Origin of the sequence: Desulfatitalea alkaliphila (assembly GCF_022968795.1) — a bacterium.
Taxonomy (GTDB): domain Bacteria; phylum Desulfobacterota; class Desulfobacteria; order Desulfobacterales; family Desulfosarcinaceae; genus Desulfatitalea; species Desulfatitalea alkaliphila.
In genome coordinates, this window is sequence record NZ_JALJRB010000012.1 from 87,680 (window position 1) to 107,161 (window position 19,482).

Annotated in this window: 20 protein-coding genes; 7 read left to right on the forward strand and 13 right to left on the reverse strand. The window is 60.4% G+C overall.

The features are described from left to right. Window positions 1-9: 9 nt before the first annotated feature. Genes ispH through MRX98_RS12125 form a run of 6 tightly spaced genes read right to left on the reverse strand, consistent with a single transcriptional unit; the run spans window position 10 to window position 4,679 of the window. Window positions 10-1,752, reverse strand: coding sequence for a 4-hydroxy-3-methylbut-2-enyl diphosphate reductase (ispH, locus tag MRX98_RS12100; protein WP_246908561.1), 1,743 nt, complete (start codon window positions 1,750-1,752; stop codon window positions 10-12). A 4-nt stretch (window positions 1,753-1,756) separates the two neighbouring features. After that, a complete protein-coding gene (locus MRX98_RS12105) occupies window positions 1,757-1,945 on the reverse strand; it encodes a CooT family nickel-binding protein (RefSeq protein WP_246908564.1) in 189 nt (62 codons plus the stop codon). Further along, on the reverse strand, window positions 1,938-2,408 hold the full coding sequence (locus tag MRX98_RS12110; protein WP_246908566.1) for a DUF3842 family protein: 471 nt from the start codon (window positions 2,406-2,408) through the stop codon (window positions 1,938-1,940). The genes MRX98_RS12105 and MRX98_RS12110 overlap by 8 nt, the downstream gene beginning before the upstream one ends. 13 nt (window positions 2,409-2,421) lie before the next feature. Beyond that, window positions 2,422-2,940: an NYN domain-containing protein gene (locus tag MRX98_RS12115; RefSeq protein WP_246908568.1), complete on the reverse strand. Its 519-nt coding sequence runs from the start codon at window positions 2,938-2,940 to the stop codon at window positions 2,422-2,424. 17 nt (window positions 2,941-2,957) lie between these two features. Further along, entirely contained in the window at window positions 2,958-3,869 is a 912-nt protein-coding gene (locus tag MRX98_RS12120) for a ParB/RepB/Spo0J family partition protein (RefSeq protein ID WP_246908571.1), read from the reverse strand. A 6-nt stretch (window positions 3,870-3,875) separates the two neighbouring features. Continuing rightward, on the reverse strand, window positions 3,876-4,679 hold the full coding sequence (locus MRX98_RS12125) for a ParA family protein (RefSeq protein ID WP_246908574.1): 804 nt from the start codon (window positions 4,677-4,679) through the stop codon (window positions 3,876-3,878). Between the two features lie 116 nt (window positions 4,680-4,795). Between MRX98_RS12125 and MRX98_RS12130 the strand changes: the two genes are divergently transcribed. The 4 genes from MRX98_RS12130 (at window position 4,796) to MRX98_RS12145 (ending at window position 9,900) form a co-directional block, all read left to right on the forward strand. Then, entirely contained in the window at window positions 4,796-6,241 is a 1,446-nt protein-coding gene (locus MRX98_RS12130) for a M48 family metallopeptidase (RefSeq protein WP_246908589.1), read from the forward strand. 112 nt (window positions 6,242-6,353) lie between these two features. Then, window positions 6,354-6,758, forward strand: a complete 405-nt coding sequence (locus MRX98_RS12135; protein WP_246908592.1) for a hypothetical protein — start codon at window positions 6,354-6,356, stop codon at window positions 6,756-6,758. A 223-nt stretch (window positions 6,759-6,981) separates the two neighbouring features. Beyond that, entirely contained in the window at window positions 6,982-7,941 is a 960-nt protein-coding gene (locus MRX98_RS12140; protein WP_246908594.1) for a TAXI family TRAP transporter solute-binding subunit, read from the forward strand. A gap of 108 nt (window positions 7,942-8,049) precedes the next feature. Continuing rightward, window positions 8,050-9,900, forward strand: a complete 1,851-nt coding sequence (locus MRX98_RS12145; RefSeq protein ID WP_246908605.1) for a TRAP transporter permease — start codon at window positions 8,050-8,052, stop codon at window positions 9,898-9,900. 117 nt (window positions 9,901-10,017) lie between these two features. On the opposite strand, the gene fusA is transcribed toward MRX98_RS12145, so the two are convergent. Beyond that, window positions 10,018-12,054: an elongation factor G gene (gene fusA, locus MRX98_RS12150; RefSeq protein WP_246908608.1), complete on the reverse strand. Its 2,037-nt coding sequence runs from the start codon at window positions 12,052-12,054 to the stop codon at window positions 10,018-10,020. Between the two features lie 343 nt (window positions 12,055-12,397). Next, window positions 12,398-12,643: a hypothetical protein gene (locus tag MRX98_RS12155; RefSeq protein WP_246908611.1), complete on the reverse strand. Its 246-nt coding sequence runs from the start codon at window positions 12,641-12,643 to the stop codon at window positions 12,398-12,400. 259 nt (window positions 12,644-12,902) lie between these two features. On the opposite strand from MRX98_RS12155, the gene MRX98_RS12160 reads away from it, so the two are divergent. The 3 genes from MRX98_RS12160 to MRX98_RS12170 all read left to right on the forward strand — a co-directional run bounded on the left by MRX98_RS12160 (window position 12,903) and on the right by MRX98_RS12170 (window position 14,882). Beyond that, window positions 12,903-13,061, forward strand: coding sequence for a hypothetical protein (locus tag MRX98_RS12160; RefSeq protein WP_246908627.1), 159 nt, complete (start codon window positions 12,903-12,905; stop codon window positions 13,059-13,061). Between the two features lie 115 nt (window positions 13,062-13,176). Next, window positions 13,177-13,860 carry an FmdE family protein gene (locus MRX98_RS12165; RefSeq protein WP_246908630.1) on the forward strand — a complete coding sequence of 228 codons (684 nt, stop codon included), beginning with the start codon at window positions 13,177-13,179 and terminating at the stop codon, window positions 13,858-13,860. Next, window positions 13,854-14,882, forward strand: coding sequence for a molybdopterin-binding protein (locus MRX98_RS12170; protein ID WP_246908634.1), 1,029 nt, complete (start codon window positions 13,854-13,856; stop codon window positions 14,880-14,882). Before MRX98_RS12165 ends, MRX98_RS12170 begins: the two co-directional genes overlap by 7 nt. An 85-nt stretch (window positions 14,883-14,967) precedes the next feature. Here the strand turns inward: MRX98_RS12170 and MRX98_RS12175 are convergent, their stop codons facing one another. From MRX98_RS12175 to MRX98_RS12195, 5 genes are read right to left on the reverse strand one after another with little or no spacing between them, the layout of a single operon-like run. Then, the gene (locus tag MRX98_RS12175; RefSeq protein WP_246908651.1) at window positions 14,968-16,272 is read right to left on the reverse strand and encodes a hypothetical protein; all 1,305 of its coding nucleotides are present in this window, start codon (window positions 16,270-16,272) and stop codon (window positions 14,968-14,970) included. Beyond that, window positions 16,273-17,016, reverse strand: coding sequence for an outer membrane lipoprotein-sorting protein (locus MRX98_RS12180; protein ID WP_246908654.1), 744 nt, complete (start codon window positions 17,014-17,016; stop codon window positions 16,273-16,275). Between the two features lie 43 nt (window positions 17,017-17,059). After that, window positions 17,060-17,452, reverse strand: a complete 393-nt coding sequence (locus MRX98_RS12185) for a NifB/NifX family molybdenum-iron cluster-binding protein (RefSeq protein ID WP_246908656.1) — start codon at window positions 17,450-17,452, stop codon at window positions 17,060-17,062. Between the two features lie 15 nt (window positions 17,453-17,467). Continuing rightward, the gene (locus tag MRX98_RS12190) at window positions 17,468-18,718 is read right to left on the reverse strand and encodes an ABC transporter permease (protein ID WP_246908659.1); all 1,251 of its coding nucleotides are present in this window, start codon (window positions 18,716-18,718) and stop codon (window positions 17,468-17,470) included. Further along, window positions 18,715-19,419 carry an ABC transporter ATP-binding protein gene (locus tag MRX98_RS12195; RefSeq protein WP_246908677.1) on the reverse strand — a complete coding sequence of 235 codons (705 nt, stop codon included), beginning with the start codon at window positions 19,417-19,419 and terminating at the stop codon, window positions 18,715-18,717. Before MRX98_RS12195 ends, MRX98_RS12190 begins: the two co-directional genes overlap by 4 nt. Window positions 19,420-19,482: the final 63 nt, after the last annotated feature.

Consider the following 19,482-nt stretch of genomic DNA (forward strand, 5'->3'; position numbering starts at 1 on the left):
TTTAAACTATTATAATACTTGTCCAAACACAGCATGGATCAACGCGATACCACCGCTCAGAACGAACAGACTCTCCACCGCAAAATCGATGCGTAGACCGGGCAGCAGCCCGCCCCGTTCGTGATTCAGGACGATGCCCAGCAGCAAGGCCGGCACGAGCACCTGCCCGAATGCCGGGAGTGCAAACACACCGGTAACCGCACCTGTAACCAGCAGTGCCATGCTGACGGCCAGCATGACCTTGAGCAGGGTCATGGCGGCTTTGGTGCCAAGAAGCAGCGGGATGGTCTCCTTGCCCACGATGCGGTCGCCCTGGATGTCCAGCATGTCGAAGAAGGCGGTGCGCACAAAGGCCAGGATGGTGGTCCAGAGGATGGCCATAGACCCGCCAAGCCATGAAGCGTCGGGCGCCGCCAGGGCCGGCAAGCCGGCGGTGACGACACCCCAGGCAAGGGCGATCAGCAGGGTTTTGGAGCCGGGCAGATCCCGGATGCGGCGCCATTTGAGGCCCGGCAGCAAGCGGTCAGGGAGCAGGCGCAGGTTGTAGGAGAGGCCCAGCAGGCTCATGGCCAGCAGTACCCAGAACGGCAGGCGGCCCATTTGAAAGGCGGCCACCAGCCCCAGGGCGCCGGCCGCGAAGGCCAAAGCGGTCAGGGGCCATTTGTGGGCGCTGTAAAAGCGCTCCCTTTCGGGATCGTTGTAGCGATCCTCGGCCCGTCCGGTCAAATGGTTGAGGATGTGCATGGACAGCACATAGAGAAACGCCACGCTCAGTGCCGGAAAGGAAGCGTCCAGATTTTGCAACCGGGTGGCGGCGAAGCAGAGGCCGGCGGCCCCCAGGGCCACATGGAGATTGGTCATCATCGCCAGGCGCTGGCCCCGCAGCAGGGATGCGTACCACCCCGTGCCGCGCCGGAGAGGCATCTCCTCCAGGGCGCGCACCACCCGCTTGATGATCCAGGTGGGTGTCGAAGCGCCGGCAGTGACGCCGACGGTCCGCAGATGGGCCAACCGATCGGGATCCAGGTCCGCTTCGGTCTCCACATGATAGGCCGGCTTGCCCGATTCGGCGACGATTTCCGCCAGGCGGCGCGTGTTGCCGCTCTCCTTGCCGCCCACCACCACCACCGCTTCCACCTCCTGGGCCAGGCGCCGCACTTCGGCCTGCCGCTTTTCAGTGGAATCGCAAATGGTGTCGAACACTTTGTAGTGGGAATGGTTTCGGGCCACCCACTCCTTGACCGCTTGGTAGAAGGACTGGTTCTGGGTGGTCTGCGCCACGACGATGGCGCTGTCGAAGGCCGGCAGGGCCGTCAACTCGTCCATGGTGCCGATCACATGCCCCTTGTCGCCGGCGAATCCCAGCAGACTGATCACCTCGGGATGGTCCTGGTCGCCGACGATGATGGCGGCGCAACCCTTGGCGGCATGGCTTTTGATGATGGATTGGACCTTGACCACCCGGGGGCAGGTGGCGTCGATAACGACATAGCCGGCCTGTTTGAGTTGCTGCTTGACCGCCGGCGGCACACCGTGGGCCCGGACCAGGATGGTGCCCTCCCCTTTGGCGGGGATGGTCTCCAGCACATTGACCCCCCGCTCCTCGAAAAGGGCGAGCACTTGGGGGTTGTGGATCAAGGGACCGAAGGTGCGTATGGGGCCTTGCTCTTTGCCGGGCGCGTCCAGGGCCAGGTCGACGGCCCGGCGCACGCCCATGCAGAAACCGGCGGTCTTGGCGACAACGATTCTCATTGCATCAGCGCGGTTCCAGCAGGATCTTGTGGTCCACCAGGGCCAGGGAGTGAATTCGGGCCTTGAGCAGTTTCTGTTCACCGAAAATGTTGACCAGGAGCAATCCTTGATCCTCGATGGTCACCTTGTCCACCGATTTCATGATCAAAATTTCTTTTTCGCCTTCCATCATGTACGCGTTGGCTTCACACATTTTCCGACCTCGACTGTTCAAGCGACGGCAAAGCCAGTCGCTGTTTAATGTGATTGTCCACCAGTTCGTCCACCAGGTGGGGCAGCGGCATGGAGGATACGCCCACCACGGCCACATTCTCCTGGCTCAGGGGCAGTAGCAGCTTGGTCGCCGGTGCGGCGGTCACCGCGGCGGCCATGGCGGGTGTCACCTCGCCCATCATGGCGTGAGCCATGACAATACCCATGGGGCCGGTCACCAAGTCCATCTGCCGAACGGTCTGAACGATGGCGTTCTCCCCGGACGCCCCCCGATTGGCTTTGGCCTTGAGCATCTGGGAGGTGGCGATGGCGTTGGTGCCCAGGGCGATGATCTCCACTGTTTCGCCATAGACCGCTTTCAATTTTTTAATGATCGCGCTGCCGATGCCGCCGCCCTGACCGTCGATGACCGCGATGCGGGGTGTCCCGCCCTGGTTTTCCATATTTGATCCCCGGCTACAATTTCGCAATTTTGCGCCGCATGCGCCGCTGCTGTTTGGGCAGTCGCCGCGATGGGCCCGTTTTCTTGGTGTCAAGGCGCCGGTCCTGCCCGTCATCCTCTTCGGGCGCCCCTTTCATGTCGACCATGCGCGCCATGGCCATGCGCTTTTCGAAATCGACAGCGTCGATGACGGCTGCGCCCCTGGCGGCGGCATAAGTTTTGACATCGCCGTCCGAACTGACCACCATCAACTTCTCCCGCATGCGAGCGGCCATCCGTTTGATCACGTTGTCGGCCAACTCCCCCGACCGTGAGTAACGCACCTCGATCCCCTTGCGGCGGTCCCGCCGGGGCAAATCCGCCGGCGCGTCTGCGCCGTCGAAGACCACGGTGATGGGAAAGGGTTTCATCTTTTTATAGGCGGCCAGGGCGTCCACCAGGGCGTCCCGCCCCGCTTGCAGATCCATGTGATCCAGCTCGCTGAGCCAGGCGGATTGGCGAATCAGGTTGTATCCATCGATCACGATCTGCATGGGGGATCCAACATGGCTTATAGGGCATTGAGCAGATCGAGCAGGCGGTTCAGATCTTCGTTGCTGTAAAATTCCAGTTCGAGGCGGCCCTTTTTGCCCCGGCGCTTGATCTGCACCCGGGTGCCGAAACGACGCGCAAGGGTCTCGGCCACACTGGTCAAGTGGCGGTCTTCCGAGCTCTCCTGTTTCGGCGCAACGGTTTCAGCGGCGGTCTTGAGCCGCTTGATCAACTCCTCGGTTTGGCGCACCGACAGCCCTTTGGCGACAACGGCGCGCCAAGCGGCGTTTTGCTGCGCCGGCGTTTCGGCACCCAAGAGGGCCCGGGCATGGCCCATGCTCAACTGCCCGTTGTCGATGCCGGCCTTGATGGGTTCGGGAAGCCGGCGCAACCGCAGAAAGTTGGCCACCGCCGAACGGCTTTTGCCCACCCGATCGGCCGCCTGCTCCTGGGTCAATCCGAATTCCACCATCAGGCGATGGTAGGCCTCGGCCTCCTCCATGGGATTGAGATCTTCCCGCTGGATGTTTTCCACGATGGACATTTCCAGCATCTCGGCATCGGACACCTCTTTGACCACCACCGGCACCTGCTGCAGCCCGGCCATTTTCGCGGCCCGCAAACGGCGTTCACCGGCCACCAACTCGTACCCGGTCTCCGCGGCGCGCACCAGCAACGGCTGCAAGATCCCCTGGGCGCGGATCGATTCGCTCAGTTGAGTCAACTCCTCGGGATCGAAATGGTGGCGGGGTTGATAGCGATTGGGTCGAATGAGGGCGATGTCGCAGGTGCGCAGACCGTTATCGGTCCCATCCTTTTCGCGACCACCGTTCATGGCGCCGGGCATGTCGGGAATCAAGGCATCCAGGCCACGCCCCAATGCCAGCTTTTTCCTTTTTTTGTTGGCGGATGAATCCCCGGAACGCTGCATCACTGATCAATCCTCACCGTGGCCGCCGTTATTCTGCTTTGATGAACGGGCCGCCTTGTCCAAAATTTCCCGTGCCAGCGCCAAATAGCTTTGGGAGCCGATGGAGGCGGCGTCATACAGCAGAATCGGCTTGCCGAAACTGGGCGATTCCCCCAGGCGCACATTGCGCGGGATAATGGTTTTGAAGACCAACTCCTTGAAATGGGACTCCGCGTCGACGGCCACCTGATGCGACAGATTGGTCCGCTTGTCGAACATGGTCAGCAGAATACCGGCGATCTCCAAGCGCGGATTCAACCCGCGCCGTATGCGCTGATAGGTCTGCATCAACTGGCTCAACCCCTCCAGGGCGTAAAATTCACACTGCAGCGGTATGAGCAGGGCATCGGCGGCGGTCATGGCGTTGACCGTCAGCAAGCTCAGGGACGGCGGACAATCGATGAGAATGTAATCGAAACGCGGCGACAAAGGGGCCAGCAAACGTTTCAGTGCGTTTTCGCGGCCATCCTCGCCCATCATCTCCACGTCGAAGCCGATCAATTCCACGCGGGAGGGCATCACCTTAAGATCGTCGATCTCCGAATCCACAATCAGTTTGGCGCCATCGGCCGAACCGATCATGCCGTGATAAAGGGTGAGTCCCAGCTTACCTTTTTCCAGGCCGATACCCGTCGTCGCATTGGCCTGGGGATCGCAATCCACCAGCAGGGTCTTCTGCTCATGGATCGCCAGGGCGGCGGACAGGTTCACGGCCGTGGTGGTCTTGCCCACCCCCCCTTTCTGGTTCGCTATGCAGATGATCCGGGCCATCCGCGGACACTACCACATCAAGGGGTGTTTGAAAAGCGGTTCGGAATATGAGATGATCGCTTTGAAACGCTGTCCCCGCGGGACGGCAAACGGGTTTTCATCAAGGCGGCAACTTGATGCGAACCACATCCGAGCGTGCCATAATGGATCGTAACTGCTGCAATAAAATCATCGCCGTCTGCTTGCTGGTGCTCCTTCCGTTGGTCTGGTCCACGCCTGCCGGCGCCATGTCGATTCGGGAGGAGCAGCAGCTGGCCGATGAGTTCATCCGGATCGTCAAACGGCATTTCGAAATCGTCGACGATCCGATGATTGTGGACACCGTCGAGCGGATCGGCCGCAAGATACTGTCGCAACTTCCGCCCCAGCCCTTCGCCTATCGGTTTCATGTCATCAAGGAGGATGTCTACAACGCCTTTGCCATGCCGGCCGGCTACATTTTCATCAACAGCGGCCTGCTGCTGGCCATGAACACCGAAGATGAACTGGCCGGCATTCTGGCCCACGAAATCGGCCATGTGGTGGCGCGCCATATCTCCCAGCGCATCGCCCGTTCCCGCAAAATCGACCTGGCCACCATGGCGGGGGTGGTGGCGGGGATCTTCCTCGGCGCCGCCGGTGGCGGCGCCGGCGCGGCCCAGGCGCTGGCCATCGGATCGGCCGCCGCCGGGCAGACGCTGACTCTGGCCTACAGCCGCGAAGATGAATCGGAGGCGGACCAGCTCGGCCTGCAATACCTGACGCGGGCCGGCTATTGCCCCAGTGGTCTTCTGGATGTGCTGAAAAAGATCCGCTCCCGGCAGTGGTTCGGCTCCCAGCAAGTGCCCACCTACATGATGACCCACCCGGCCGTTGAGGAACGCATCGCCCACATCGACACCTGGATGGCCATACAGGGGGAAAATCTGCCCTCGAAACGGTCCGTCGACGGGGCAACCACTCGCTTTCGTCTCATGCAATACCGGCTGCGCGCCCTATACAACGACCCACGCGCGGCCACGGAATATTTCCAAACCGCCTTGGAACACAACCCGGAGGACCCCCACCTGATGCACGCCCGGGCCCTGTTGATGGCCCGCTCGGGCAGTCGCACGGAAGCCATCGCCCTGCTGCAAAGGGCCCTGTCCAGGGATGCCATGAATCCCTTGATACTGGCAGACCTTGGCAGACTCTATTTTTTGGAAGGCCGTTTGGAAGATGCCCGCGGTGTTCTCAGGGGCGCCGCCTCCCTGCCCGACGCCAACCCTGAAAGCTGGTTCTACTTGGGCCGCACCCAAACAGCCCTGGGTGATTACCCCGGCGCAGTGGCATCCTTTGAAAACTTGCTCCAGCGCCAGCCGGATTATGCACCGGCCTATTACTTTCTGGGAGAGGCCTACGGCAAATGGGAACGCCACCCGGAATCCCATTTTTACCTGGGCCTGCACCACTTCAACCGGGGCGAGGACCGCACGGCGCACTTTCATCTCAGCCGGGCCCGACGCGACCTCGAGGACGACGACAAACGCGAAACCATCGATCGCAAGTTGGAAATCATCGGCAAACTGCCACGGACCGAATAAGGCGCCATGCCCCCCATGCAGATCATCACGGGTTGCGTTGAAAACGGCCAACCCTGAAACCCTCCTATGGGCAACCATTTGCGTTGCCGTCATCGTCGCACTGAGCCTTTTCATGTGCACGGCGGTTCGTTGCATCGTCGTCCGCGCCCATGACGGCCCCATCGTTTTCATCAGCAGCGTGACGGACCGCGATGCCGTAATCCTTTCGCACACCAACTCCATGTACGACGCACGTGTCCATGAGCATCTCGAGATCCGGGGGGATGTCATGGTACTGGCGGACGTGAAAACCGAATCCCATGGCGTCAGGGAATATTATGGCATTGCCGACGGCATACCCCATCGCGAATGGTCGGCGCTGAGGGTTTTCAGCACGGTGGACAGAGCGTTTTCCCTGACCGTCCGCGGGGTTAACGTGAATGCCTTCCAAGAGCTCAAAGACACACACTTTTCCATTGCCATCAAACGAATGCCGCGCTTGCGCCTTGCCCTCTTGAAGCTTCATCTTTTTGTTTGACACCCCACCGAATAACAGATATCGATATTCTAAATCTCATTCATTTTTTTGCGCGTATCCACACATTACGACCGTCAGTAGATGAGCATTTTTTCAATCTGTTGGCGTTGCCCGTGGCAAAGTACAACCCTTGCTCGAACCCATGCCGGCAACCTCACCAGTGTACAGCGCAATCCAGCGGTGAACCGCAACAACCTAAACCGATCAGGGAGGGACATGCGTCATGGGTAAAAAGTTCGTTTGGGTCATCTTCGCGTTCACGTTTGTCTTTTGCATTACACAGATTGCCGATGCGCAACGACGGCAACGGATTGTCGTTGCCACAGGCGGCACGGGCGGCGTCTACTATCCTTACGGCGGGACGATGGCCGAAATCATCAACCAGCACGTGCCGAATGTCAGTTGCACTGCGGAAGTGACCGGCGCCTCCGTCGAGAATGTGCGCCTGGTCGCCCGAAAAGAGGTCACCTTCGCCCTCTCCATGAATGACACCGTGTACCAGGCCTACACCGGGGAAGGCAAATTTGAGGGCAGCCAGATCGAAGATCTGCGGACGGTGTTTCAGATGTATCCGCATGTCTACCATATCGTCACCCTGGAAAAGTATCCGGTCCGCACCCTATCGGATCTGAAAGGTAAAAAGGTGTCCGTGGGTGCACCGGGCAGCGGCACGGAATACAAGACCAATCTGGTCCTACCGCTGCTGGGCGTCACCTATGATGACTTCAGGACCTACCGGCTCTCCTTTGCGGAGAATGCCACCCAGCTCAAGGACGGCATCATCGACGTGGGGATCTGGGACGTTGCCCCGCCCACCTCTTCGATCATCGATCTGTCGACCACCCACGACATCCGTTTCATTCCCTTAACCGAAGAAGAGGTCACCAAGGTGGTGGCGGCCTATCCGTTCTATGGCCGGATCACGCTCAAGGAGAACACTTACAGAAATCAAAATGAAGAAATCCTTTCGGTATCGGTCTGGAACTCCGTGGTGTGTCACAAAGACGCTTCTGAAGAGCTTGTGTACCAGGTCGCCAAAGCCGTTTTTGAAAACCGCAACGTGCTGATCAACACCCATCGCATCGCCGAGTATACAACGGTGGAGGACTCCGCCAACAACAGCCCGATTCCCATTCATCCGGGTGCCTTGCGATACTATAAGGAAGTCGGTGCGGTTCAATAGGCTTGGGATGCGGCCTTATTCGCTTGCTATGAGCGACAAGGAAACGGATTGATTTCCGTTTCCTTTTTTTTAGATTCGCGGATCCTTTTGTCCATGAGGTGAACGAGAATGGGAAGAATTCTTGCGTTTCTGGCGACGGTCGTCGCCGTCACCATGTCGCTGTTCCATATTTACACCGGTTACTTCGGCAGTCTCGACCCCTGGTCCCAGCGTGTGACCCATCTCACCCTGGGCCTGCTGATCACCTTTTTGTCCTACCCCATCGTCAAGGGTAAAAAAGTCAACGTCATCGATATCCTGTTGGCCCTGATCAGTCTCGCCTGCGGGGCCTACGTGATACTCAACATGGACGCCATTGTGGACCGGGCCGGCATGCCGGCCACCTGGGATGTGGTGTTCGGTGTTGTGACGATCCTGCTCGTTCTGGAAATGACCCGGCGGGTCATCGGTCTTGCGCTGGTCATCGTTGCCGTCGTGTTCCTGCTGTACGCCTATTTCGGGCCCTGGCTGCCCGAAGCCATCGCCCACAGGGGGTACGGTATCGAGCGCATCGCCACCCACATGTACACGACCCTGGAGGGGATCTTCGGCGTTCCCCTCGCAGTCTCCGCCACCTTCGTCATTCTCTTCGTCATTTTCGGGGCTTTCCTGGAGGCCACCAAAACCGGCGACTTCTTCATCAACCTCGCCAACTCCATTGCAGGCCGGGCACGCGGCGGACCTGCCAAGGTGGCGGTGATCTCCAGCAGCTTTTTCGGTACTATATCGGGCAGCGCCGTGGCCAACGTGGTCGGCACGGGCACCTACACGATTCCCCTGATGAAACGCACCGGCTACACACCGCCGTTTTCCGCCTCCGTCGAAGCGGTGGCCTCCAGCGGCGGACAGCTCGTCCCGCCCGTCATGGGCGCCGCCGCCTTCGTCATCTCCGAGATGACCGGCGAGAGCTATCTCAAGATCTGCGTCGCGGCGATCATCCCGAGCCTCCTCTACTATATCGCCCTCTTCACTTCCGTTGATCGGGAAGCGCGTCGTGTCGGCCTACAGGGCATGCGCGAAGATGAAGTTCCTTCCTTCTTCGGAACTCTCAAAAGTCGCGGCTATTTGGCGATTTCTGCCCTGGTGCTCGTCTACCTGCTGGCCATCCGCATGACCTCGCCTTCCTATGCCGCCTTCTGGGCCATCATATCGTCGATTCTCCTGAGTTCCATCAAGCAGGAGACGCGCCTCGACCTGAAGGGTTTGATTCGGGCGCTCGAATCGGGCGCCAAAAGCGCCCTGGCGGTCGTCGCCGCCTGCGCCGCGGCAGGCCTTGTCGTGGGGGTGGTCAGCCTGACCGGGTTGGGCCTCAAATTCTCGGGGGCCGTCATCGCCCTGGCCGGCGGCAATCTCTACTTGACGCTCTTCCTTACCATGATCGCATCGCTGATCCTCGGCATGGGCCTCCCTACGACGGCCGCTTATATCATTTGCGCGGTGCTTGCCGTACCGGCGCTGACCAACCTCGGCGTGGGCGTCCTAGCGGCCCACCTCTTCGTTTTCTACTTCGCCATTATCTCCGCCATCACACCGCCGGTCGCCTTGGCGGCCTATGCGGGATCCGCCATCGCCAAGAGCCAACCCATGGAGACGGCGGTGACGGCCTGTCGTATCGGTCTGGCCGCGTTCATCATTCCCTACATGTTTATCTTCAACCCCTCCCTGCTGATGGACGGCGGCGTGATTTCCATCATCTGGGTGAGTCTCACGGCTTCGGCGGGCGTTTTCATGCTCTCTTGCTCGACCATCGGCTGGTTGTTCTCCAGTTTGTCCACTTGGGAACGGGTGCTGCTGTTCATCGGCTCCATTCTACTGATCGAAGGCCGTCTGGCAACGGATATCGCCGCCGTGATAGTGCTGGTGCCCGTGCTGCTGCAACAGATCGCGATGCACCGCCGACAACGGCTGGCCGTTTCCTGACGACGGACGGAAGTGAATGTCGGCAACACATTTGACGCGTATTGAAAATCAAGAGGGCCGGTTCCGGGAACCAGTCCTCTTTGTAATGTCAGAGTCGTTCAAGGGTGCGGCGAGGATTCACACCACCTTGTCGAAATGGGAGAAATGCATGGTGTAGGTGCCACGACCCTGAGTGGCCGAACGCAGATCGGTGGAGTAGCCGAACATGCGGGCCAGGGGCACGATGGCCTGGATCTCCTGGACGCCCACCTTGGGTTCGATGGCTTCGATCTTGCCCGCCCGGCTGTTCAAGTCGCCGATGACCTCCCCCATGAACTCCTCGGGCACGATCACCTCCACCTTCATGATGGGATCGAGCAGGTAACCGTCCGCCTGGACCAACGCCTCCTTGCAGGCCATGGCGGCGCTCACCTTGTAGGCCAATTCGGAGCCCAATGACTCTTTGTAGCCGCCGCCCACAAGGGCCACGGCCACATCGACCACCGGATACCCCATGACCGTGCCGCTTTCGAGGCTTTCCATCACGCCCTTTTCCACCGCTTGGACGAAGGCGGCGGGCATCACGGTCTCGTCCACCTTGCTCTCGAAGCGATTGCCGCTGCCCCGGGACAGGGGACTCAGGCGCAGGCGCACCTCGCCGTAATGACGCTGACCGGCGACCTCTTTGTCGAAAACGCTTGTCGCTTCGGCGGATTTGGCGATGCTCTCGCGATAAACCACCTGGGGCTTGCCCACGTTGACCTGGGTGTTGAACTCCCGCCGCATGCGACTGATGATCACTTCCAGGTGCAGCTCGCCCATGCCCGACAGGATCATCTGGCCGGTGTTCTCGTCCTGATGCACCCGCAAGGTGGGGTCCTCGTCCACGAATTTTTGCAGTACTTCCTGCAGACGGTCCTGGTCCGAGTGGCTTTTGGGCTCCACCGCCATGGAGATCACCGGCTCATATATTTCGATATTCTCCAGCATCACGGGATGGTCGGCATGGCACAGGGTCTCTCCGGTACTGGAGCTCTTGAGTCCCACCACGCCCACGATGGCCCCGGCGCCGGCCACATCCAGCCGTTCGCGCTTGTTGGCGTGAATCTGAAGCAGACGCGATACCTTCTCCTTGATTTTGCGGGTGGGGTTGTAAACCTCCTTGCCGGCCTCCAGGCGGCCGCTGTAGACGCGGACAAAGGAGAGCTTGCGGCCTTCCATCAGGGCCACCTTGAACATCAGGGCGGCCAAGGGTTTGTTGTCCAGGGGCGGGCAGGCGATCGGTTCACCGGTCTCGGGGTGCAGGCCCTGCATGGGCGGCAGGTCGGCCGGGCTGGGCAAATAAGCCACGATGGCATCCAAGAGGGGTTGAATGCCTTTGTTTTTCAAGGCGCTGCCGCACAACACCGGCACCAGCGCCAGGCGGATGGTGGCTTTGCGAATGGCGGCGACCAAGGTCTCGGTGGCGATGGGCTGCTCCGCCAGGTAGGCTTCCATGATGTCGTCATCCACCTCGGCGACGGTCTCGATCAGCTGTTCGCGATTGCGTTCGGCCTGTTCCAGCAGATCGGCGGGAATTTCCTCGTCCCTGAAGGTGGCTCCCAGCGTGTCGTCGTCCCACACGATGGCTTTCATGCGAATCAGATCGATCACCCCGGTCAAGCGCTCCTCGGCGCCCAGCGGCAACTGCAGCACCAGTGGGTTGGCCTTCAGGCGGCTTTTCATCATTTTGACGGTATTGAAAAAATCGGCGCCCACCCGGTCCAGCTTGTTGACAAAGGCCAGTTTGGGCACCCGGTACTTGTCGGCCTGACGCCAAACGGTCTCCGATTGGGGTTCCACACCCCCCACGCCGCAGAACACCCCCACGGCGCCGTCCAGCACCCGCAACGAGCGCTCCACCTCGATGGTGAAATCCACATGTCCCGGCGTATCGATGATGTGAATATCCTGCCCTTTCCACGGGCAGGTGGTGACGGCGGAGCTGATGGTGATGCCCCGCTCCTGTTCGTCCACCATCCAATCCATGACGGCCTCGCCGTCATGCACCTCTCCCAGCTTGTGGGATCGTCCGGTATAGAACAGAATCCTTTCCGTGACGGTGGTTTTGCCGGCATCGATGTGGGCGATGATGCCGATGTTGCGAATATCCTGGATTTTGGTGCGCTTGGTCATGGTGCTCACAATGCCGGCACTGCCATCTGCACAGGACCGGTCTCTTTGAAGGGTACGGGTTGCCGCGGGTGTCGACCGAAGCAAGCTATCTAACCAGTTCCACCCCTGATGTCAAGCGCCCGTCGGTTCGTGACCGAATGGTTTGTGCTATCATGTCGAGGGGGTAGGACGGAATGCACCCTGTATGGGCCAACCGCGCGGCGTTTGCAACCAGCCCGTGCTCAACGTGCCATGCCCTGTTGCACCCGGTTGCGATGCCCAACCCGCGCGATCCACGGGGAGCATTGATTGCGCGATGATTTGAGATGGTATTTCTGTGGCTTGGTGGGTATGAGGATTCGCGTTAACGGCGGTCTTTTGTCGCCATGAACGGCAGTTGTTCCTTCGAATCGTTCTCATCGTCCGCTTCCGGCGACGGGATGACGGCGCTTTGCCACAAATCGGCCAACCCATCGTCTTCACGCGTGCCGGATTTCCATTTCAATCCCCAATGAAGGGCAAGCAACACCAGGTAGAAGCTCACCACCAACACCACGATGGTCAGCACCATGATCGAAAGGCCCTCTATGATGCGCATCAACCAATCCATCGGTCACAATCCTGAACAGGCGCAGCATGTATGGGAACCTGTGGCACCGCATGCCGAAAGCGGTCGCTGCCGGTCGGGTGTCGGTTCGACTTTCTGCCGCCACGCCTTGGTTTCGAATGCAAAACCCTTATTGAAAATCAAGTCATCGCAAAGGCCCCCCACATGGACATCATACAAAATTCCGCGCCCTTTTTGCAACGTCTCGCGAGCGGCCCGGGATCCGTGACCGGGCCGGTAGGGACGAAAGGTGTTGTGAAATATGACGCATATTGAAATGGTTGGCAAGCCTGCACAAGCTTCGCAGCAGGTTCCGGCGGGATCGGTTCACCGTCATCATGATCCTTCAGAACTTCAAAACCGCCGAATCGTCCGCCAAACAGCGGATCGCCCGGATGCCGGTGTTGTTCAATGGCAATGAAGGGGGAACGCCGCCCTTTGATATTTTGGCAGGTTGGGATATATTAAATATAAATAACCTTCATCCGGCGCAAAGCCGGTTGGAAACGGCCACAACCTGAAAACATGGAAGCGCAATGAAACCCTTCGACCTTATTTTGCAGGAATCCGCGGCGGCCCACGGGCATCTGTGCCCCGGTCAGGTGGTGGGAGTGCGCATGGCCCTGCTGGGTTGCCGATTGATAGGTCTGGTGGAACCCACACAACCCGACCAGATCAAAAAACTGATCGTCTACGTGGAAATGGACCGTTGCACCGCCGACGCGGTGGCCCACGTCACCGGGGTCAAATTGGGCCGCCGCAGCCTGAAACACATGGACTACGGCATCATGGCCGCCACATTTCTCAACCTCTCGACAAACCAGGCGTATCGGGTGATCTCCACCGAAGAAGCACGGGACCTGGTTGCCGTCTATGCCCCCGAGATCCCCGACAAGGTGCCGCAGCAACTGACCGCCTACCGTCGAATGCCCGACAGTGTGTTGTTCAAGGTGCAGAAGGTGCATGTACAGTTGAAAGGCTGTGATCTGCCCGGGCCGACTCGCCGCAAGGTGACTTGCACCCGCTGTGGGCAGGTGATCCGCGACGGACGGGAAGTATTTATCGACAACCATCCGGTGTGCCGTCCCTGCACCAACGACTGCTACTTCACCCATGCCCGGGAAGTGATTTGGACGGACATGAACTGGGCGCCGGATGCCGAGAAACCGAGCCCGGACAATCAACCATGGGAACCACCGTTGGAGAAACCGACATGCTGAAGAAAATTAAAGCGGAACACGCGGTGGGTTCACGCCTGGCCCATGACATCACGGAGATACGGCCCGGCGAGTTCAAGGGGCCTGCTTTTCAGAAGGGGCACGAGGTTTGTCAGGAGGACATCTGCCGTCTGCAGAAGTTGGGCAAGAACCACCTCTACCTCATCGATCTGGAAGACGACGAGATCCACGAAAACGAAGCCGCCGCAATCTTGGCCGGCGGCTTGGCCGGCGAAGGGATACGATGGGAAGACCATCCGCGGGAGGGCAAAATCGGGCTGCACGCTGCCATTGATGGGTTGCTGACGGTGGATCTTGCCGCCTTGGCAGCCTTCAACATGGTGGATGAAGTGATGTGCGCCACCCTGCACAGCCACACCTTGGTGCACAAAGGCCAACTGGTGGCGGCCACCCGCGCCATCCCCCTGGTGATGAAGCGCGCGCCGGTGGAGCGGGCTGCGGCCATCGCCGCCGGAAACGGCGGTGCGGTTTCCGTCAAGCCCTTGAAAAAAGTCAGTGCCGGCCTGGTGATCACCGGCAGCGAGGTTTACCGCGGTCTGATCCAGGATCGCTTCGCCCCCACCCTGAGCGCCAAAATCATCGCCCTGGGTTCCGCAGTGACCGGCACCACCTTCGTACCGGACGACGAGGAGATGATCGTCCACGCCATTCGCAAACACCTGAACCACGGTTGCGATCTGCTACTGATCAGCGGCGGCATGAGCGTGGACCCCGACGACGTGACCCGCAAGGCGATCCGCATGGCCGGCGCCGAAGAGGTCCATTACGGCGCCGCAGCGCTACCGGGGGCCATGTTCCTGGTGGCCTACATCGGCAACATCCCCTTGCTGGGTGTCCCGGCCTGTGGCCTGCACCACCGCGTCACCGTCCTGGATCTGGTGCTGCCGCGCATCTTGGGCGGCGAGAGAATCGGCAAAAAAGAACTGGCCTTCATGGGCCACGGCGGGCTGTGCCAAGACTGCCCGGAATGCACCCACCCCCATTGCCCCTTCGGCAAAGGATGAGGATGAGGGGACGCCCTTTATATTTTTATATTTGGCCCTTTTTTGGCCCAAATATAAAAATATAAAGGGCGTCCCCTAGAAGTACCTAGAAGTAGTACCGCACCCAAATTTCGGGTCTGAATCTGTCCGGTTTTTCACCGAATTCGGTGGCGCTCGCCCCCATGGGTATGGCGACGCGCAGGTTCAGTTCCAGGTTGGTGCGGGTGGTCCATGTCATTCCCGGCTGGAGGCTGAAGCTCCAATCGCGCAGATTGATGTTGGCCGCCAGCCAGGGGGTGAAGTAGAGGATGTCCAGCGGTTCTTTTTGGGAGATGCGCAGGTAGAAGTAGTCTTTACCCAAGTTGCGCTGTTGATAGATGGGGCGGGTTGTCTGGCGGGTGTGCCGGAGGATGGCCGCATCGCCCGTGGTCCGCCATTCTTGAATGGCCGATGATTGGTAGGCGAAAAAATCGCGCAGGGCATCGCGGTCGTAGCCGGCGCCGTTATGGTAGTATTCGGCGATGACGGTGGTGTCGCGGGTCGTGAGATAGCGCATTCCCAGCAGCCAGCTCCACTGATCTTCCCGCCGCAAGGATGTCCGGCCTTGGCGCTCGATCTCCAGTCGCGGCGCGTCCTGCTGCAGCGCCGCCTCGCCATGCACGGCGATGTGGGGCGCCAGGTTGCGGGCGAAGTCGATTCCAAAACTGCGGGGTTGATCGGGGCCGTCGAAGAAAATCAAGTCGATGTCGGTGTCGTGCCACAGCAGGTAGAGCTTCAGGGCAAGATAGAGATCACCCTCCGATCCCAACTCGCTGTTGGCCCAATCCCCGATCACCGGCAACAGCAGGGCGCTTAGGCCGATGTTACCCGGGCCTCCGGCAGAAGCAAGGCTCTTGATCAGGTCCAGTCCCAGCAGGGTGCGGCCTTCCAGGTTCAATGCCGGATCGTCCGGGTCCTTGGGACGATTCAGGAAGGCCGCCGGGTTCCAGGCATACCCCGTGCCCCAGACCACCGAGCGCTTGCCCGCATCGATGGTTGCATGGGTCGAGGGTCGCAGGGAGACAAACCCTTCGTACAGCTTATCCTCCCATTGGGTTTCCCGCACACCGTGGGTGTACTGGTGGTGGGAGAGCACCCTGGCCCGTACTCTGCCCAGGCGCAAACCGCCGGAGAGTTCCACCGACCCCCTGCCCTCCAGTGCGGAGTTGCCGGGATCGTCGTCGAAGTAGTTGAGCACAAAAGGCGCGGCCTGCCTGTCGAAGCGGTGGTAAATGCCGCGCAACTCCAATCGGGCCCCGAGTTCATAGGGTTTGGGGCGCGCTTCGGGAATGTCGAAGTCGAATTCGCCGGCCGTCGCACCGGCCGCCCAACACAGGACCGGCAGCAGCAGCCACCGCCAAGGGGACCACATCTAACGCAGATCCTTGACCCGCGGCAGGTAGTTGAGGGTGAACACTTCGTCGGGCAAGCTGCGCTTTTTCAAATTGGCGGAAATCATGATAGACCGGTATCCCTGGTACAACGGGCTGTCGGTTTCCATCACGGCGGGACGTACCACGCCGTCGCCGATGTCCTTGATCTCCTTGAAATGCAGCGTCTTGATCAGCATGCCGGTGGCGGCGTAACATTCGATGCGCGTGGGCACCAGGGCATCCTTGAGCACCCACATCTTCAGGCGGTCGTAGGCCACGGCCCCACTGCGCGCCTTGAGCTGCAACAGGTACTGCCCATCATCCTCGCCCATCTCGTCCACGGCATACTCCACACTGTAGTCCAGGCGCATGATGTCGGCGTTGTTGAACACCCCGCCCACCACCGACTGCATGCTGGTGATGCGGATGGGGCGACCCACGTTGGGGATGAACAGCCACATGTTGTCCCCCTGCCGCAGGGTGGCCCGCCCCGCTTCGCTGGCCGGAGAAATAAAGAGCGTCACCACCTTGTCCTGGTCCTTTTTCAGGAACCAGAGCACGAACTCCTTCTGCCGCCCGTCGGGTTCGATATTGATGATCTTGCGGTACATCTCCAGATCGCCGGGTTGCAGGTTGCGGTCCACCTGCGCCAGGATTTGGTCCCCGGTCAATTCGTCCTCTGCCCGCACTATTCCGGGCACAGCGATCAGGAGGGCTGCAAGGACGGCCAACATTCGAAACATGGGATCGCTCCTTCCGCACGGATATTCTCTGTCGTTATCAGAATCAGTGCGCTTGCTGCACCACTTCCAGAGCGCTGCCGGTTGCAATCCGCATCGCAATGCCCTTGCGTTGCAGGGCATCGCTCATCCGCGCACCGAATTCGCCGGCGATGAAAGTACCCGCACCCTTTTGCGCCAGCAGCTCCGCCACCTGCGGACCGGCGCCGCCGCGGGTCCGGCGATGGGGATTGGCCAATGTTTCGATCAATTCGCCTTGGCTATCGAAAATCAAAAAATAGGCACACCGGGCCGCCTTGAGGCTCACCGCGGCGTCCGCCGCAGGACCATCGGCCGCCACGGCAATCAGTTTCCCCTGCCCGGCATCCACCCCCGGCACGGCTCCCGGGAGGATGCACAAAGCAAACAAGACGACACAAAGGTAACAGATGCGCTTCATAATAAGGCCTCCTTTTCAGACATGTCGCAACGCTTCCACCGGTTCCAGACGAGCCGCCTTGGCGGCCGGCTGCAGACTGGCCAGGACCGATACGGCCAGCACAATCAAGCAGGTCAGGACCACCTCGCCGAAGGCGATGCGCGGTAGGAGAGTGAACAACTGGCCGGCGCGGCCGAAAGCCACCTGCACGCCGACCAGGTTGCAGACATACAATGCGCCCATGCCGAGGGCCGATCCCACCAGTGCGCTGACCAGCCCCAGGCTGAACCCTTCGGCCACGAACAGGGACAGAATGCGACCGGGGCTGGTACCCATGGCCGCCAGGGTGCCGATCTCCCTTACCCGCTCGTACACGCTCATCATCATCACGTTGAGCACGCTGATCAACACCAGCGCGATCAGGATCACCTGAATGCCCAGGGCCATGAGATCGATCATGCGCACCACGTTGTAAAAGGGGCTGAGCGCTTCCCAGGTGTGCAGTTCGAACAGGGGGGTGTCGCGGGGGGTCTTCATGTCGGCCAGGGCCGCTTCCAGACCATCGGCAATGGCTTGCAACCCATCGAAATCCTTGACGCGCACGGCCACTTCGCTGATTTCCATCGTCTCCATACGCAGCAGGGCGGCGGCATCGTCGATGTGCAGGTAGCCATCCCTTCCCCCCGGACCCATCAGGCTCTCCACCTCTCCCGCCACCGTGAAGGTCATGCCGTTGACCGATCCATCCTTGTTGTTGGCCACCAGCACGATGGTGTCGCCGGTCTTGATCTCCATGCCTCGGGTGAGCACCTCCGGCAACAGTACTTCCCCAGGCTGTAATAGTCGCCCCGGCTCGGCGGCGTGGCGAACGCGCGACGGCAGCAGGGGCACCGCAGCCGTCTCCTTGGCGGGATCGATGCCGTTGAGCCGTACGTTGGTGGTTTGGGCGTAGTTGCTCAACATGGCGGCGAACTTGATACGCGGCGAATAGGCCGTCACCGCCGGGTTGGCCTGCAAGACCCCCTCCAGGCGTTTGTAGGCGGCGGCCGGTATCATGCGGTCCAAGGGCAGGTTGTCGATGCTGGCCATGTATCCCCGGCGGTGTACCTGCAGGTGACTGAGGACCGCATCGGTGATCTGGCCCACAATGGCCTCCTTGAATGCCCCGCTGAGCCCCACGAAGACGATCACGGCCACCACGCCTACCGTGATCAGCAGCCCTGTCAGCAAACTGCGCCGCTTGTAGCGCAGCAGGTTCTTGAACGCCAGTCCGAGAATATCCATCATCGGTCCACCTCCCCCGGTGCGGCCTGGGTGTCGACCAACCGGCCGTCTTCAAGATGGAACAACACCTCGGCCTGCTCCATGATGCGTGGATCATGGGTCGAAAAAACGAAGGTGGTGCCGAATTCGTCGCGCATGCGCTTCATGAGCGCAATCACCTTCTGGGCGGTCTGTCCATCCAGGTTGGCCGTGGGTTCATCGGCCAGCACCAGCGCCGGTTGCCCCACCAGGGCGCGAGCAACGGCCGTGCGCTGTTTCTGCCCGCCGGAAAGTTGCGCCGGATACTTGTCGGCCTGGTCTTCCATGCCCACCGACGCAAGCAACCGCGTCACCTCCGGCCGACACGCCTTCTTGGACATGCGACGGATCATGCGCAGCGGATATTCTACGTTTTCGTAGACCGAGAGGACCGGCAGCAGACTGAAATCTTGAAACACAAACCCCAGATGCGCGCCCCGAAAAGCCGCCCCCTGTCGCCGGCTCATGCCGGCCATTGCCTGGCCCGCCACGGTCAGCGTGCCCCGGGTGGGCTGATCCAGACAACCGATCAGGTTCAGGGCGGTGGTCTTGCCGCTGCCGGAGGGACCCACCAGCGCCGTGAAGCTCTTTTCGGGAATCCGCAGGGTGACATCCCGCAGCGCGTCCACCGTCACCTCCCCGGAGCGATAGGCCTTGGTCACGTTGTCGAAAACCACGATATCCATGGAAATGAAACTCCCGATATGTTTGTACGTCGGAGGCAATCCGCCTTCTATATTCACCTTCGC

Excerpts from the sequence above, each read along its gene's own strand:
- MRX98_RS12135 (WP_246908592.1), top strand. The coding sequence starts at position 6,354 with ATGTGCACGGCGGTTCGTTGCATCGTCGTCCGCGCCCATGACGGCCCC.
- MRX98_RS12105 (WP_246908564.1), bottom strand. The coding sequence starts at position 1,945 with ATGTGTGAAGCCAACGCGTACATGATGGAAGGCGAAAAAGAAATTTTG.
- MRX98_RS12165 (WP_246908630.1), top strand. The coding sequence starts at position 13,177 with ATGAAACCCTTCGACCTTATTTTGCAGGAATCCGCGGCGGCCCACGGG.
- MRX98_RS12110 (WP_246908566.1), bottom strand. The coding sequence starts at position 2,408 with ATGGAAAACCAGGGCGGGACACCCCGCATCGCGGTCATCGACGGTCAG.
- MRX98_RS12125 (WP_246908574.1), bottom strand. The coding sequence starts at position 4,679 with ATGGCCCGGATCATCTGCATAGCGAACCAGAAAGGGGGGGTGGGCAAG.
- MRX98_RS12145 (WP_246908605.1), top strand. The coding sequence starts at position 8,050 with ATGGGAAGAATTCTTGCGTTTCTGGCGACGGTCGTCGCCGTCACCATG.
- MRX98_RS12115 (WP_246908568.1), bottom strand. The coding sequence starts at position 2,940 with ATGCAGATCGTGATCGATGGATACAACCTGATTCGCCAATCCGCCTGG.
- MRX98_RS12175 (WP_246908651.1), bottom strand. The coding sequence starts at position 16,272 with ATGTGGTCCCCTTGGCGGTGGCTGCTGCTGCCGGTCCTGTGTTGGGCG.
- MRX98_RS12170 (WP_246908634.1), top strand. The coding sequence starts at position 13,854 with ATGCTGAAGAAAATTAAAGCGGAACACGCGGTGGGTTCACGCCTGGCC.
- fusA (WP_246908608.1), bottom strand. The coding sequence starts at position 12,054 with ATGACCAAGCGCACCAAAATCCAGGATATTCGCAACATCGGCATCATC.
- ispH (WP_246908561.1), bottom strand. The coding sequence starts at position 1,752 with ATGAGAATCGTTGTCGCCAAGACCGCCGGTTTCTGCATGGGCGTGCGC.
- MRX98_RS12185 (WP_246908656.1), bottom strand. The coding sequence starts at position 17,452 with ATGAAGCGCATCTGTTACCTTTGTGTCGTCTTGTTTGCTTTGTGCATC.
- MRX98_RS12155 (WP_246908611.1), bottom strand. The coding sequence starts at position 12,643 with ATGGATTGGTTGATGCGCATCATAGAGGGCCTTTCGATCATGGTGCTG.
- MRX98_RS12140 (WP_246908594.1), top strand. The coding sequence starts at position 6,982 with ATGGGTAAAAAGTTCGTTTGGGTCATCTTCGCGTTCACGTTTGTCTTT.
- MRX98_RS12160 (WP_246908627.1), top strand. The coding sequence starts at position 12,903 with ATGACGCATATTGAAATGGTTGGCAAGCCTGCACAAGCTTCGCAGCAG.
- MRX98_RS12180 (WP_246908654.1), bottom strand. The coding sequence starts at position 17,016 with ATGTTTCGAATGTTGGCCGTCCTTGCAGCCCTCCTGATCGCTGTGCCC.
- MRX98_RS12120 (WP_246908571.1), bottom strand. The coding sequence starts at position 3,869 with ATGCAGCGTTCCGGGGATTCATCCGCCAACAAAAAAAGGAAAAAGCTG.
- MRX98_RS12130 (WP_246908589.1), top strand. The coding sequence starts at position 4,796 with ATGCGAACCACATCCGAGCGTGCCATAATGGATCGTAACTGCTGCAAT.
- MRX98_RS12190 (WP_246908659.1), bottom strand. The coding sequence starts at position 18,718 with ATGATGGATATTCTCGGACTGGCGTTCAAGAACCTGCTGCGCTACAAG.
- MRX98_RS12195 (WP_246908677.1), bottom strand. The coding sequence starts at position 19,419 with ATGGATATCGTGGTTTTCGACAACGTGACCAAGGCCTATCGCTCCGGG.